A 15,583-nucleotide genomic window follows, 5' to 3' on the forward strand; every position below is an offset into this window, starting at 1 on the left:
ATATTATTAGAAACATTAAAAAAAACGCTCACAGAAAAAACATACGACGTACCAAATATCGATAAAAATTTTGAATCCTTTGCCATGCAAATTTATTTTATGGTTGGGATTGCAATGCAAAAAGATAGTTTTATTAACGCAGCCAACATTGATGAATATGCTTTAAGTTATACATCAGATGTCATACAGAAGAAAGGAAAAGACTCTTTTGAAAGAGAATATCCTTTAATGTCGGAAATAATATTAAGAATAAAATTAGCAAATGAAACACAGTCCATGGCGTACTTGGCAATATTGAAAAGCCAAATTTCAAACGATGTTATTTTTCTTCTATGTGCCTATATGTACAACCGAGGAAGAGATAGAAATCGTATAGCTCTGACTCCAGGCCTTTTTGTAACGCCAGAAGGCTTAAAAAGAGAAGCCCTCAGGCAGTTTGTGGTGAGATGATAGTGTCCCCTTTTTGCCCCTTCAGAACTCAAACACTCAATAAAGTTAGATAACATTCGTTCTCTAACTTTTTGATTTTATTGTAATCCATTGTATTTTAAAGGTGGTACATCGTTCTCATAATCGCTTGGTCGTTGGTTCAAACCCAACAGGGGCCACCAGATATATCAAGGACTTAGATGAGAGATTATCTAAGTCCTTTTTGTTTTACTGAACCACAGGTGACGTAGTGGGTGAAGTAAGTTCACCGTGGGGGCTGAATGAGGCAAACACGGTATGAGTTTTTCGAAGCTACTTGATAAAAAAGTCCAATCGCGAACCCAAAGTAACGAACCTGGCGTGAAAGATTGCATCAGTCTCTATGAACTGCTGCGCTCGGCCAAAAACCAGCATCCTCATGCCCCATACTCAGATATTGCTTCCACCTTTATAAAGTTGCTGTCAAATCAATCGAGTTTGAGATTCTTCATTCTCAAACAAAACAAAATCATTGATGTCAGTCAGATAAATTTTCAACGTGGGTTGGAGTATGAGAGCAAGAAATGCACCCTGAAGTTTGAGGACATGGGGCGCTATCACCCAATCACCCTAACCAGCATCTTAGTGGGTGTCGATGATTCTTTGACCAAAGAATCGCTCCATACCCATGGCTTCTTACGAACTCAAGTCGCCCCACTCATCGACTTCCCCCTTCCGGATGTTGTGGAAGACGAACCTGACTGGAAAAAGAAGTATGAGCAGCTTGAAGCAAAGCAAAATGCTCGCACCCAGCCTTCGCCTTCAGGTGAAATTTATGCAATCAAGCGCGAAGAAGTGCTGATGGCAACCCTTGCTATTCTTCAACAGAGACAAAAAAGTCATAACAAAGTGGTTATTCCAACAATAACCGAGCTTTTGAACACCCTGGAAGAAAAGGCAGCCCTATTCTGGCCTATAACTGAAAAACTCCCCATGGCACGTAAAAACGCATCAGAGCTCATCGGACTGGCTCTGAATCTTCTCGACCGTCCAAATCCGGACATAGAATGTCTTCGCGAAGAAAAGAAACTCAAAAGAAAAAGCATTGAAAAAGAAAGAGTTGAAAAAGGTCAGGGATGACCTTTATAAAGGTGCGGGAGCAATACCCTTTTAAATCTGATTAACTCCTTGTCGTTACAAACGATTACATAAGGAGTTAATTCATTGAAAAATAAAGTTACCATGTCGGATCGCATCGTTTCCTTCCGCCAACCTCAACCTCTGATTCGCATCAAAGCCATGTTGATTCTGCTCGATTGCAGCCGTACTACCCTTTATCGTTGGGTTAAAGCAGGCATCTTTCCTCAACCACTCATGAGCCGCGGCAAAACGCTGGGCTGGACAACCAGTGCTTATGAAAACTGGCTCACTTCAAACCAGAATTAATCACATTGCAGAGGGCTGGATATTCCAGCCCTCATAGCATTCAAGGGTGAAACAACATGAACCCATAAAAACAACCTTCCATCACATTGCCTCCGTTTGAATCATGAAAAAAACCTATAATAATCAAGAAAAAACCTTCACTAACGTGGAGGCGTTCAACCCGGTATTTAATAAGATTGGCTGGACCACCAGCACAGCCATTCATCCCAAGGGTAACTATTTTTATAAAGACATTCTTTGGCCCGTCCTTCCTGCTGAACATGATCAAGATCCGATGGTCATGAGAAAGCTCTTTGATACTGTTGATAAAGTCTCGACTGCATCGCGTTTTTTGGCAGTACGGTACGACCTACACGTCCCTGCCTATAGCGCCAATAATGCTGTGGTTGAGTGCTTTCTGAAGCTACTTTTTGACAACTTAGCGCTGATCTACCCTAAATCGTTTGTTAGCTATGTTTGGGTACGAGAACAGACAGCTGTGGAGCCACAGCACTACCATCTTCTTTTGCTGATGGACGGTAACTGTATTCGCCATCCCAATAAGCTAAACGGCATCGTTGATACATGTTGGAAAAATGCTGGTGGAGCAAAGGTGTGGTTCCCAAAAAATTGCTATTACTTTGTAACTGCTAACAATTTTAAAGCTTATACCGATCTGATGCTGCGGGTTAGCTATATGGGAAAACGTCGAACGAAAGAATCGATTGAGAAAGGGATTGCACGCGTTGGTAAGGGCTTACGAAAGCCCAAGATGACCATCTCCAAAAAGAGAACCTCACCTATCCACTCAGCTTACCCTGTAACAGCTACCCGCACCCAAGAGCCGCAAGAACTCGTTAACACTACCGCCGAGAACTATTCTGGCATGTTAGATAAATACTTTCTGGGAGAAGCTGTTTTACCTACATTCCTGCGAAAAAAGTCACACTATGAACTCTATGATCAAAATAAATGGTGGACCAATTACGCCCCACGCTGGGGTAATCAACGCCATAACTACCTATTTGAAGCATTGATTACTGGTATCAGCCTCTCAGACTATGCTTCCAAGTACAAACTAAGCCGACAGAGGGTCTATGCGAACTGCAGATGTGTTGGGGGGCAGAGTTTGAAGATCATTCATTGGGCATGGCACCGCTACCGCTTTTTGCAGAGTAATAGCACTTTGGATAGCTACTTAAAAAACAATAGGCTGCGCCACAAAACAGCAAGGAGGCAGCTTCAGCGTAAACCTATGAGTGATTACTGGAGCTGGCACTTTGATAACTACTATATGCATTTTTGGCCCTGCGGCTGGACTGTAGCCAACTACTGCCAGCAGCACAATTTAGTCCCAAGTACAGCTCGGCGCTATATGGTCGATTTCCCATTTATCGGTCTGATTAACCCATTTGTATTGAAACAATGGCTGTGATCGGTGTTTAGGTAAAAAACTTGATAGCGACACTCACCGTAAAATAATCAATAAAATCAAATTACTAACATAATCCAAGTGTGGAAAAATGATGTTCACTACGGATTTAGCATTATATTTCAGATAGTTAGTAAGTGATCAGTTAAAATGTTCGCCATACAGCAATGAGAAAAATACGCGCCACAATGATTCATTGATGTTCACCAGTGGTCTATGTACTCAGCCAGAAAGTGATCACTTTTATTAGTTAAAGTGATCCCCTTGTAGTGGCACAGTAAATTTGGCCACCTGATTAAAGGTGCTATTCTCACCACTACATAAAACAGATGACTTAATGAACAAGAAAACTAAGCATACTTTCACCCCTGAGTTCAGGCTGGAATGTGCGCAGCTGATTGTTGATAATGACTGCTCATATCAACAAGCCTGTGAAGCGATGAATGTCGGTCCTATCACGCTTGAGAGCTAGGTGTGCCAGCTCAGGCAAGAGCGTCAGGGGGTTACGCCCTCTGTAATTCCCATTACTGCAGAGCAGCAACGTATTCACGAGCTGGAAAAGCAGGTTCGCCGTCTGCAGGAACAGTGTGTTTGATGGAAGAAAATCCAAGTGTGTAATGGTAAAGTGACTGACTCATGTGACCTTTCTCTATCACAGTATATAAACAATAATATTTATATTAATGAGCCGATATGCTTAAAAAAATCCTAGACAGCATTAGCTACCAGACAGATAAGTTCATCAGTGACAACATTCATGTAAATCAATCTTACATGGTACTGAAATGGAACGGCTTTGAAAAAATACTGGTCTCAGGTTCAAAGCATTACGTAAAGGCTATGCTTATATTGATATCATTTTTTGCGGCCATTTTCATTGTGATGGTCTCAGGTAAAATTTATATAAAACCATTTATAGCCGAGTGGTTTCCTGAGTGGTATACCCTGTTTGACGCCCAGATAAACCTCCTGGGGGGACAGCTTACCATTATAGGTATTGTGTATCCTATGGTCGTTGGCCTTGTCAGTGTTATATTTCAGAGAAAATCTGCCCGGAAAATCGTACACGCAGCTTATCAGACCTATTCCGGATTCATGCTGGCAGGTCTGAGCGGGTTATGTCTTTCTGGCTTCATGCTCTGCGGATTATTGCTGAGGACATTCGTTGGAAACTATAACTACGCGATAATTTGTGGAATAAGTATTATATGGATGATGCTTAATATTGCGCTTTCTGTCTGGTTCTTTGTGCAAAGCCTCAGTGTGCTTGACGATGAAAAACGTGAAAGAATGGTGTTACGCTACCTCACTGCCGACATTTTATCAGCGCATGTGAAAAGTCAACTGCATAACATTTTTTTAAATAAGCCGGTTGAAAGCCAAATTATCAAAAATGATAAATATAGCAACTTGACCTTTGAGGATTTTTCTTTCGAAAATGATTACTCAGTTATAAAAAGTGAATCTTCAATGCAGGAAGTCGTTAAAGATATCTATGTGCGGCCATTGAAAATTATTCTCTGGCATGTAAATATGCATGGTCGTTTAAAGAACAAACAAATAGAAATTGCGTTGTTTTCGAAGCTGGATAGCTGGGATGAGTTCGATACCCTACCCCTTTTTAAAGTTAAAAATATCGAATCAGACCATGTTCTGGTAAATTTATTAACACGTTGTTTCCGCACAGGCATTGCTACTAAACGTCATATCGCAACAGACAGAATAATCAAAGGACTTTTAGGTGATACCATAGATGCGTTAGCCAGTGCTGATATAAATGCTTTTGACGAGGCTATTGAAGGATTCTGTCGTGATATAACAACCTTTACGGACGGATTTAATTTCAAGCAAGGGCAGCAAACAGATAATCTTTTGTTATTAGCAGATGACATTTTTTGGGAGCGTAGTTTTACTGATAAATTATATACAGAGCTTTATCAGCTTTTCCGGCAGGCGGTTATACGCATTGATATATCTGAGAGGTTTTATGCAAAATGTATGAACGTTCCAGGAATGCTGTGTTCTAAAAGAGAAAACATTTCCTTTAAAGAAATTCAGCTTGCTTTGAAATATACATTTTATTCGTGGGATATCCTTGTGCGCTGGGGCCATGCCAACACGAGGAGGCTTGATTTAACACAGCGTCAGAGTTATGAGGCACTTTTGAGGGATTTTGTCGAAAACTGGGAATGGTGGACTGATGGTCTGAAATACATATCCAAAAAAAATGGAGATCAGCAATTATACCATGACACTCTGAAAGAACACCTCTTCACCTTACCCGACATAGTCGCATGTGCAGTGCTGTCAGGCGAGTCAGGCTCTGTTGACTGGGCAGTGGACTTAATGAACCGCTGGCTTCATAGTGCCCGAGGGTCTGCTTATAGTCATAACTCTGCACTGTACAGCTGGCAGGAGTTTATCGTTACGCAGGCAACTCTGGATGGTGAAATTGTTTTCAGTCAAGAGAATACACCATTTAGAAAGCCGGTTGAATTTTCGCAACTCCAGGACTCATTCTACAAGAACACACTGACAGATCTTCGACTCTTAACTGCTGCTTTTATCATTAGCAAACCCGATGCCTTTCAAAACACACAATGTCAGTTTGCTGTTAGCACTCTGCTTGATGGGAGTCTTGTCGAAAATACCGGTGGTTTTGAACGTTTATCTGAAAAATTGACCAGAAGTTCAGACATCATCAACGTTTTTATCCGTTTGCTTATTTGGAATAAAGCTGACCGCGGTGAGGCATTAAATTCACCTGGGAATATTATAAGGAAATTATCATCAGCACACGGTAAAAGCCTGGTAAGCGGGCGCACCTATCTGGGAAGGCGCCTCGGGGGAATTGAGGATCTCATCCCCCAGATAGCGGAGTTGTCTGTATTTCGTTGCGGGGATATAAATTCGGTCTCACCTAAAATGAAAGCAATTGTTGCTTCTAATCTATTACCGTATCATTTTTTGGAGAAAATCGTAACAAAGCTTGCATCACTGCATAACGCCATCAATAAACTGACCGGTGCAGCTTTTGTTGATGACGATGTTTTTACCGAAAAACAACAGAAAGTGTCTGACTTGATACAAGAGTATCTGGACCTTTTTACCAATCATATTCAGCAAGAAATAATACACTCTCCCGTCAGCAGTACAATTCTGGATAACTTTGGAAGTATTATCTCTGACATTTTTACAAAAAAATTAAGAAAAAAACTATTATTTTCTCTATTTGGAAATATTTCTTCTGCCCCAGTAGAGAACAGCAATATAACGAGACGCATCGTTTTACACATGGATAAGCAGGATGTGACTGACAATTTTTCTCGCAAAATACACGGAGTTGAAGAAAATCGTGCATCCGCATTGATCAACCAGCACGTATTTGATTTGTTACATTTGCTGAGTCGCCAACCAGCTCACCGGTATATTGATGTAACGTCGTTCACCGAACTTCTGAGTGTGGTCCATGATTACGATGACCTCCAGGAAGATGACTATCTCATTGTGGGTGATGAAAGATTATGGAATCAATATAATGAGTACAGAACGAATACTTTAGATAGTGTCGAGGGTAAAGAGGACATATTGTTTTATGACGAAGACCGAAATCTTAAAATCCGAGGGAAAGAAAAAAGCTGTTCACTCTATATCAGGCCTCATTTTGATGCTATTGATGCCCTGCTTGTAAATAAAAACTATTTTGAAGAGTATAAAATCAAAAGTGAGGGAGAGAACATTTTCACTTTTAATGCTGAAGAGGTTGATGGCAAACCACTTGAAATCGCTTTGCATACTCAATATGAAGGTGAGGCCGTTTTCAGTGGTCAGATTAAGGTCCGCTTTACACTCAGTAAAGACTTTGTCAGTTTACAGGCCTTACCTGGTGAAGACGCATCATGACATGAAAACTGCAAATGATCCGCTCGTCTGGTAGTTGCTCCCCCTCACGGCAAGCTGATGCTGAGGGGGAAAAGCTGCTTTTTCTCTTTGTTGCTATTTCAGACTCGATCACTCGTTAATTTTGCATTCCATGCAATAATCCCTTTATCACAACAATTCACTTTTTTTGTGCTTATTCTGCAACGATCCGTCCTCTACTGAGTTCCGAAAATATGTTGTTCCGGATCTGTCTGAACCATCCCGTCGCTTAGCGGCCCCTGACACAGAAGCGAGCAGAGATGCCTAGGATGTCTGTCGTTTACAGAAAGTGGATTTGAGATACGCTATAACGATCTAATGTGTTGCTCGGGGGACTTCCGCCAGCAGCCGATGAGCAATGAAGTGTTCCCGGTGCGTCAGATAGACCATATTATCAGCCTCATCGCCACCATCCAGCGCGCGGGGAATGATGTGATGATGTGCATAGCCCTTGCGTTTGTTCGTGCTGGTGGTGAATGGTAGTTGCCCGCGCGGTCGTGCGCGGGTGATAAGAGCGTCATAGACACGCTGATGATTCATGCCAGTTACCATCCGTTTGAGCTGGCGCGCTTGGCCTCAGTTCGCTTCCAGGCTTCAGCAGCTGCGCGGCTGCTTGAGCTCCAGCTGTGTGAGCAGGCCAGGCACTCACATTTGACGCTACGCGGCATCTTATCGATCGCCCTTACCTCATCCGAACCGCATTTAGGACACAGCAGCGGGCGGATGTATTCGCTGATTTCTACGCTCATTTCTTGCCAGCCTTTCTGCGGTAAACCCGGTACCCGATGAAGGCCAGGACAGCCACCAGCAGCGCATCAATGATCGGCTGGTTTCGCACGAACCGCGTCACGGTATCCCATGCGGATTTAACGCCACTCACCGCGCCTTGATTCAGCGCTTTCCAGTGCGTAGACCATGCTGCTGTAGTATCCCAGCGGCGCGACTCAGAAATCCCCTTGCTATCGCTTACGCTAATCCATGCGGTTGAAATACAGGTCACGCCAGCGCCGATATTCTCCCCGACAATTTGATGATTCTGCGGATTAGCAGCCTCGTACAGAATCCATAAGCCACCGTTTGGGTAAGTGCAGTGATAATCACCACGATAAGGATCAGCACCGCGCACCAGCGTCTTAATGCTGGTAGTCACTTCACCTTGACGTAAATCACCCAGCGATCCCATATAGATCACTTCCTGGGTACTGAAATCAAACAGCCCGCCTTCGTCGCTGGTGTACGGCTGGCGGCTGATATCTTCAGCGATTTTTGTCAGTACAGCCGGCTCCCCTTTCGGGAGGTTTTGCAATTCAAAAGCGTGCGCAACGCCAGCCACCAGCAAAGAGGCGGCAATAATAGCCTTCAGTTTCATTGGTATTCTCCGGAATATCCCCGCCGATGATGGCGGGGTGGTAAATCATCAGTGCATCGCTACACAAGAGCCGTACCACAGCGAGTGATTCCCCGCGCTTACTTCCACTTTCTGCCCATCAAAAAAGATGGTGTCTGGTGTGGAGTCACCGAAAGTTACCGACGTGCTGATAATTCTATAAACCTGGTTAGCCGACTGGCTAAAACCCCCAACAGATAAAAACTGGCTCGCCAGCATGGCGTTGTTCTCGTCGGCGATCAGGGTAAACTCACGCTGCCCGCCGTCATTATTCAGGGACGTGCATTTGTAGACGGTAGCCGCGTGTGCCTGGGCTGCACTCGCCACCAGTACGGCGGCGGCGATCAGGATTTTCAGTTTCATCACTCAATTTCCCCGTGACTCAGATACAGACTGCCCATGATTTCCTGCGGTTCGTCACCAGACAGCACCACACGCTGGCCTTTGTGCAGCTTCGCCACGGCGGCTTTAGCTGCTGGGACGGTTGCAGCGAAAACAGCAGCAGCAACGGCGAGTTTTACGAAAGCTGAAAATTTCATGTCTATGCCTTTTTCACGGGGTTCTGCCCCGGCGTTTATTTTTTAAGAGATAAAAACCAGTACACCGAAAACAACAATCAGAGCCATGCTGACTTTGAACATGGCAGCAGACGCGGCATATACCGGGAGCGTTAACTGATTGACGTTTCATTATGTGCGGGGTAGCGCCCCGGCGCCTACTAAGCCTTATTGACTGAATAGGCGCCACTATGGCGTCGCTATGACGCCATAGCAACAATTTATTTGTACGATGAATGAATGGCGGGGGTTTTATTGATTGTTGTCAATTAATCCGGGTGCTCCCGCTACGGGGATTTAGCGCTCCGCTTTTGGAGTTATATAAGGAGTAGAATGGCGCGTATTTGTACCGTAATACTTGAGTCCGGTAGTATCATCTAAATCAAAGTAAACGACACAATTTGTAAAAGCTGAGATAGAAAATCAATGCGGCCTGTGCATGACGCATCGTGGGGGCGTCCGCAAACAGCAATCGCGCGGTTCGGGTTTGATAATCGATATTCATCATTTATGCCCCACAGCTCGCGGTAAATAGCGCATGGTGCGCAGCCAGGGCGGCGCGGTCGATAGGCCAGATCTGCCCATCTGCGATCTGGATTCCGTCGATACTCAACCAGGCGCGCGCCGCTGGGGCAACTTCTACGCGCAGCGTCTCTGGATTGACGGAAATCAGCCCGGTATCAAAAGCACCGTGCAGGAATTTAGCCAGCGGCAAACCATTAGCCGGGTGCTGGTTAGCGGTATCGCAATGCGGAACGATGTGCGCCGCTTCGATGTTGTCCGCCAGTCCGGTGATGCAACATATGCCGCCATAATTACCCAGCACCTGAAGACGAAAGCGCCCTTGTCCTTCGCGAACGGCGACGCGGCGCAGCTGGCGCAGGCGGTTAGCGCGTTCGCGGCGTTCTTCCTGCTGCTCAGGAGTGCGCAGCGGCACCGACCGGATCGGCTTGCGTTTCGCTTTTGGCTTGCTGGCCTGCTCCGGCGCATCGGTTCTCAGCTCGCTTTTGTACGTCTTGTACAGGGTGTTGCGATCCATCCCTTCCAATGTGGTCGGATGGTAGCCGCGCGCAGCCAAGTAGCGGTAGGCGCTGCGGTAGTCATATTGCGACTTAATGCTGATAGGTTCACCGCCCCGACCGTTAAACGAGATCAGCCAGAAATCCTCTTCGCCAGTGATGGTGTTTACACAGCGTTTGATATGCCAGCCGTCGCTATACGCCCACGCGGTGCACTGGCTAACCAGGTTATTCGGGTCGTAGTGATTATGTGTCAACCAGGCTTCATAGCTTACGCGTCCCAGATCGATCACCTCTTCGGACGGCATCCGGATCAGCTGCAATGTGTGTTTTGCGTTCTGCGGTAAGTGATCCATGGTGTTCTCAGGTTCTGGCTTTACATCTTCCGGTTCTGGCTTAACAAACGCGTCAGTTTCCTTTACCGCAGCGGTACGGTTAAGGCGTTGCTCTTTGTGAAAGAGTTCTATCTGGGCGTCTATTGATAGACGGGATATGCGATTCCCTTGGCGTACCGCCCAGGCCTTGAATACGCTGGCTTGCGCTGGCGTGAGGCTACTCTTTTTGTCCTGGGGGAGTTTATTCACCTTCGGGCGCTGCTTGTTCTGCATCCTGACTTTGGTTGATGGGTTAACCGGAACGCCAGCCCCGCCATCCAATTTAGGTGTTTTTTTCTTCCGCTTTTTCTTTTTAGGGAGATCGCGCGGGCCTTTAATCTTCACACGAAAGCCAACAGGTTTACTGACGTGTTTTGTAGCCATGATAGTTCTCTCTTATGCGAAGTTGCGCTCCGGCGCTTACTTCTTTTTATGCGGTGCCGCGCGGTAATCCTCCCATGAACATTACTACACGTGCTGGCGGCGCAGACTGCGGTGATATTCCACTACCTGCCCTCCTGCGTGCGTAACGCGTTGGTGAATACCACCTACTGTTACTTTTGGGATTATTGGCTGTTCTTACTGATGGAGTTCTTCGTAGTTTGCTGCAATATTTTTAAGCAAAACAGCCAGCACAGCGGTGCTCATGGCGGGGATATGGACGGGCCGACCAGCACGAATAGCACTGATAACGTCGAAGCGCTTATCGCGTGAATGTATGATCAGCGAATCAGACAAAATGGGTTTATCCCTGCTTATTGTTTGACCTAGCGGCTCTGGTTTCTCAGGCGGGAGCCGTCAAACTTATTACTTAGCCGATCCCCGGCGTTTCGCTTCTTCAGTTATTAACCGAATAACCATTGCGCTTAAACTGCGCCCTTCTTCCTTTGCCATCTTATCCAGCTCCGCATATTCCACTTCGGTCATACGCACAGGTAAACGACGATTTTTTTGTTTTTCCGGCATCTTGCCTCCTTTGTTGGTGCCAATGTGGCCACGGCGTCATTGTGGCGCCACGCTAATACCAAGGCAATAAAAAACAGCGTGGACAGGTTAGACTGTTGATGCTTATCAATTTTGTTGGGCTGGGTTATTTAGCGGCATATGTGCGTTACGCGTTCCTGCTCAGTTGGAGCGGTATTTTCAATGGTAATAGTGTTTTTTCCGTAATTGGGAGAGTTGTAAAGTTGCCGTAGATGTTGGTTTGATGGGGCTGGTTCGCTTGTAGTTCTTTAGTGCAGGAGACTGCCCCGACGGGGGACTGTAGATCGCTTAATACCCACACTCTTCGTGACCAACATTATTGAACGTTCAATATCTTAGCAGTACACTCTGCAAAATTATTTACTGGATCTGAGTGATGAAAAAGCCAAATAGACGTCGGGGTACAAGAAAAAATTCTAATAAAACTCCCGGAGGCAATAGGATTCACAAAGAAGAATCATTCCTGCTTGAGAGTGATTTTACGACCCTTTGCGAAAAGGTCATCCAGCAGACTGAGGGTGCCGAAAATCTAACTGCAGACTATTACCTGTGTAAGGCAGCCATCGCCAGAGAAGCAAAGTTATTTCAGACCGAAAGGCAGGCTGTACTTAACCTGATACAGTTTATTGGAACCCCTGTTACACCTCTTATTAAATCCGTACTGGAAAAAAAAGAACCATTTGATTTCAGTGAAAAAATTGGTGAACTCCTATCTCTAACTAAAGAGGACACCACGCATGATGTTTATCTGGCGCTCATCCGAGCATTCATCCTTTCCAGCAGCAAGCAACAATTTACTACCTACTTCAACTGCCTGATGGGGATATCCGCTTCCTTTAATAAAGAGCTTCCGATCTTTGATATCAGCCAGATCCAGAACATTCAGCTGTTGACTTTCTATGAAGAGACACACCGAATCCTGCTGGATAACTCACGTCAACCACATACTCTTGAAAAATTAACCCAGTTCGTCTCGTGCCAGACAGGTGAAGAGACCAGCCAAAGCCTGCTCTTTTTTGAATCCTATTTCAGCATCGACAGGAACCCAAAGCATGGGATAGATATTGCCAGACAGTTTCTCGATGCCCCAAATCTGTCAGATCAGGGCACTAGCTATCTCAATGCTCTGGCCATTAACACAGCACGGGCGGCTGTAAAGATGGCTGATATAGAGGAGGCAGAACATTGGATTGGGCGTATTAAAGATGACGTTGAAGCAACAAAACTCAGACGTTCAATTACCAAATTAGAAGAGAAAATCGAGGCAAGGATCGAGCATCCCTTAAATCCGGAACATATTAAGCCTACCGCGTTTGAAACCATTCCAACCCGACTGTTGATGATACTGTGCGCCTTTGTCGATGGCTGCGGTGATGATTGGGGATTCAAGACACTGAATCGAGGAGGGAAATACATATTCCCTTCTGACACGATAACCATTGAGTTGTTCCAGACTCTGGCAGTCAATGGGCTGATTAAAATGTCGCCCACCTCTTTCAAATCGCTGGATGATGCTGCACTGAATGAATTTGCTGAAATCTTGAGGACTGCAAAATTCCACCTAAACATCATCGGTATTGCAGACAGCAGAGCAATGGCGCTGCCGGTATTGTTAGAAGAGGTGGATCGGCGTGATGATAAAATTGAGGCGGCATGGCAGGTCCGCAAGCTCATCACCACCGGATATTTCTACAACACGTTTGAATACTATCTTGGCAATGTCGATGATAGTTGGGCTAGAGACTTTGTGCTGAATGAAGCCACTACGAAGCAAATAGCATCTTCTATGCTCAGCGGTAGGGACCTATCCTATATTGCCTGGTCGTCGATCCGCTTTGCTGCAGGACAACATTCAATAGGCAGTACAAACGGCAACAAACATACCTGTAACACTCTCATCGGCAGTATTAATCGTACTTTTGGTTGGGTAATTGAAGGACGCTATTCCAACAATGGGTTTGAGAGAGGCAAAAGGCAGCCTGTTCTCTCTTCAGAAACTCTACTTGAGAAGATTGTAGGGTTCACACCGGATGATATCTATAACCTTCCGCCTGTACCTGATGAAATCGGTGATGATAAAGCAATTGAGGAAGCGTGAGTTTGGAGCAGGCCTGACAAACGAATAGCTGGTGGCAGGTGCAAAAGTCATCACAACATGAGAGCCGCTTCGTTAGAGGCTCTCATTATGGAAGCAGCTTTATCTTTGTCCAAACAGATTTACTATATTACTTTCCTGCTGTTGCTGGTGGTTATTCACCCGAGACTCCCAAACCTCAAGTGCCTTACGCTTTTCAACAAGGTAATCATAACGATCATAGTGCTTAGAGCTTACATCCTGTAAAGCATGGTTCTGAATGCGGTCACGCAGGTCTTTAGCGATACCTGCTTCACCCATCAAGGTTTTGCAGGTACGACGAATATCACGCGCAATAAAAAATGGGCTCAACGCAAAGTATTCCCGGAAATAAATGATGGCTTGTGCAAAGCTGTCTGTACGTAGATGCTGTTCCGGTTTATTACGCTGCGGGAAGATGTAAGGACTCTGATTAAGATTGTCAGCTTTCAACTTTTCGAGTATCTCTATGGCTGACTCGGTCAAAGGCACCAGATGATCCCTTTTATTTTTCGACACATCCGCCACTATCAATAACGTTTTCTCATCCCAGTTAACGGCATCCCAACGGCTGGAAACCAGCTCATGAGGCCGCTGGCCCCCCGTATAGACACTTAAGTTAAGCAATTGGCTGATTAACGAGCCGACCTTTGGTGCTTTAGGGAAATCCCCCATAAGTTGCTGCAATTCATCCAGTTTCAGCCAGTTTGTCCCTGCCTTCTCCGCTGCAGATTGTTTAGGTATCACACTCACTGGATTCATTTGAAGCCCAAACATCACGTTCTGCTGGTGGTTTGCCGGATCGTTGTCAGCCTTCAGCCCATAATTGAATGCTGCCATCAGATAAGAGCGAACACGATTTGCTTCAACTGATGCACCACGTTTAATAATGGTGGCCAGAATTTGTTTAATATGAGCAGGTGTAACGTCACGCGCTTTCGTCACTTTAGGTATAAAAGGATAGGTTTCTTTTTCCAGCCGGTACAAAACCTGTTGCCAGGTGCGTTTACCATCTTCACGCATTTTGGTGGTGTAACCCAAAATGAGTTGCTCAATGCTGCCTCTAAGCTGGTCTTCACGTTGTTGTTGTTCGGCAGAGAAAAGCTGCTCTGCGATTTCGGCCTTGGGTGCTTTTCCTTGTTTAAGAAGACCCGCATGCTCTTTGCATTGCTGTCTGGCTTGTGCCAGTGACAGCTCAGGGAACCGCCCTAGCAGAATGAACTGCCGTTTCCCTTGCCAGAAGTAGCGATAATAAAAAACTCTCTGGCCTGATGGCTCAACTTTCACCCCTAATCGCCCTGCCCCACGTTCACCACTTTTGTCCCACTCATAATAGGCAGTTTTCTTCGGCTTTAAGCCGCTGATCAGCGAGACGGTTAAATTATCAGACATAGCCTTTTTCAGTCCTTAGGTGTTACGTCACCTGAACATTTACAGGTGACGTAGTGGGTGACGTAAGGATGATACTGAAGGCCAAAACACAGCACAACTTGAAACAACAATCATGAATTAAGATTATGTTATTAAACAAAATAAAATCATATCGATGAAAAATGCACAAAGATGAAACGCGTTATTAATATGACTCATAATCGCTTGGTCGCTGGTTCAAGTCCAGCAGGGGCCACCAAATTTCAAGGGCTTGCGGGAAAACGTAAGCCCTTAGTTTTTTTCATGGGTACTGCAACTAAGTAATCCTAAGTTAAGTAAATGAGAAAATTTCAAGGCGATTGAGTACCATGCAGCCTTAACTCAAGCGAACAAAATCTAGAAACTAGCCCAGAACGCTATTCAGTGCTTGCTCAACGCTGCTGTACGTCTTCCTTGTTGGCCTAGTGTAAATAGACCCGTTTTAGTTCCAGGCATTTTTTGAGATCCCGGCCAAATGATTGTGTTGCCGATATTCCTCAGGCGTCATATTGTTCAGTGATTCATGCGGGCGTTCACAGTTATATTCTGACAC

The 15,583-nt window shown here is 45.2% G+C and carries 14 protein-coding genes and 2 pseudogenes; 8 read left to right on the top strand and 8 right to left on the bottom strand.

Features of this window, described 5'->3' with window-relative positions:
• The 6 genes and pseudogenes from NNN64_RS20830 to NNN64_RS20855 form a co-directional block, all read left to right on the top strand.
• A partial coding sequence (locus NNN64_RS20830; RefSeq protein ID WP_271442621.1) for a hypothetical protein occupies positions 1 to 450 on the top strand: 450 nt, incomplete at its 5' end.
• Between the two features lie 276 nt (positions 451 to 726).
• A complete protein-coding gene (locus NNN64_RS20835; RefSeq protein ID WP_271442622.1) occupies positions 727 to 1,548 on the top strand; it encodes a hypothetical protein in 822 nt (273 codons plus the stop codon).
• An 84-nt stretch (positions 1,549 to 1,632) separates the two neighbouring features.
• Positions 1,633 to 1,854, top strand: coding sequence for a helix-turn-helix transcriptional regulator (locus tag NNN64_RS20840; protein ID WP_271442623.1), 222 nt, complete (start codon positions 1,633 to 1,635; stop codon positions 1,852 to 1,854).
• A 103-nt stretch (positions 1,855 to 1,957) separates the two neighbouring features.
• Positions 1,958 to 3,268: a YagK/YfjJ domain-containing protein gene (locus NNN64_RS20845; RefSeq protein WP_271442624.1), complete on the top strand. Its 1,311-nt coding sequence runs from the start codon at positions 1,958 to 1,960 to the stop codon at positions 3,266 to 3,268.
• A gap of 298 nt (positions 3,269 to 3,566) precedes the next feature.
• A pseudogene (locus NNN64_RS20850) lies at positions 3,567 to 3,851 on the top strand (transposase); the annotation flags it as partial.
• Between the two features lie 107 nt (positions 3,852 to 3,958).
• On the top strand, positions 3,959 to 7,168 hold the full coding sequence (locus NNN64_RS20855) for a hypothetical protein (RefSeq protein ID WP_271442625.1): 3,210 nt from the start codon (positions 3,959 to 3,961) through the stop codon (positions 7,166 to 7,168).
• A 333-nt stretch (positions 7,169 to 7,501) separates the two neighbouring features.
• Here NNN64_RS20855 and NNN64_RS20860 read toward each other — a convergent pair whose 3' ends face one another.
• The 5 genes from NNN64_RS20860 to NNN64_RS20880 form a co-directional block, all read right to left on the bottom strand.
• Positions 7,502 to 7,726 (bottom strand): HNH endonuclease signature motif containing protein, encoded by a 225-nt coding sequence (locus NNN64_RS20860; protein WP_271442626.1) that lies wholly within the window; start codon positions 7,724 to 7,726, stop codon positions 7,502 to 7,504.
• Between the two features lie 205 nt (positions 7,727 to 7,931).
• Entirely contained in the window at positions 7,932 to 8,555 is a 624-nt protein-coding gene (locus NNN64_RS20865) for a hypothetical protein (RefSeq protein ID WP_118262913.1), read from the bottom strand.
• A gap of 48 nt (positions 8,556 to 8,603) precedes the next feature.
• On the bottom strand, positions 8,604 to 8,936 hold the full coding sequence (locus NNN64_RS20870) for a hypothetical protein (protein WP_271442627.1): 333 nt from the start codon (positions 8,934 to 8,936) through the stop codon (positions 8,604 to 8,606).
• Entirely contained in the window at positions 8,936 to 9,112 is a 177-nt protein-coding gene (locus NNN64_RS20875) for a hypothetical protein (protein ID WP_271442628.1), read from the bottom strand. The genes NNN64_RS20870 and NNN64_RS20875 overlap by 1 nt, the downstream gene beginning before the upstream one ends.
• 526 nt (positions 9,113 to 9,638) lie before the next feature.
• On the bottom strand, positions 9,639 to 10,907 hold the full coding sequence (locus NNN64_RS20880) for an HNH endonuclease (protein ID WP_271442629.1): 1,269 nt from the start codon (positions 10,905 to 10,907) through the stop codon (positions 9,639 to 9,641).
• 90 nt (positions 10,908 to 10,997) lie between these two features.
• On the opposite strand from NNN64_RS20880, the gene NNN64_RS20885 reads away from it, so the two are divergent.
• Positions 10,998 to 11,237: a hypothetical protein gene (locus NNN64_RS20885; protein WP_118262906.1), complete on the top strand. Its 240-nt coding sequence runs from the start codon at positions 10,998 to 11,000 to the stop codon at positions 11,235 to 11,237.
• A gap of 93 nt (positions 11,238 to 11,330) precedes the next feature.
• On the opposite strand, the gene NNN64_RS20890 is transcribed toward NNN64_RS20885, so the two are convergent.
• Positions 11,331 to 11,489, bottom strand: a complete 159-nt coding sequence (locus NNN64_RS20890) for a plasmid mobilization protein (RefSeq protein ID WP_118262903.1) — start codon at positions 11,487 to 11,489, stop codon at positions 11,331 to 11,333.
• A 394-nt stretch (positions 11,490 to 11,883) separates the two neighbouring features.
• Here NNN64_RS20890 and NNN64_RS20895 point away from each other — a divergent pair, with 394 nt between their 5' ends.
• Positions 11,884 to 13,605 (top strand): hypothetical protein, encoded by a 1,722-nt coding sequence (locus tag NNN64_RS20895; protein WP_271442630.1) that lies wholly within the window; start codon positions 11,884 to 11,886, stop codon positions 13,603 to 13,605.
• A gap of 99 nt (positions 13,606 to 13,704) precedes the next feature.
• Here NNN64_RS20895 and NNN64_RS20900 read toward each other — a convergent pair whose 3' ends face one another.
• Together NNN64_RS20900 and NNN64_RS20905 are read right to left on the bottom strand one after the other, a co-directional pair.
• Positions 13,705 to 15,012, bottom strand: a complete 1,308-nt coding sequence (locus NNN64_RS20900) for a tyrosine-type recombinase/integrase (protein WP_118262898.1) — start codon at positions 15,010 to 15,012, stop codon at positions 13,705 to 13,707.
• A gap of 460 nt (positions 15,013 to 15,472) precedes the next feature.
• Positions 15,473 to 15,583 (bottom strand): annotated as a pseudogene (locus NNN64_RS20905) (integrase); the annotation flags it as partial.

It is taken from the genome of Citrobacter sp. Igbk 14, from assembly GCF_028069825.1.
Classification (GTDB): domain Bacteria; phylum Pseudomonadota; class Gammaproteobacteria; order Enterobacterales; family Enterobacteriaceae; genus Citrobacter.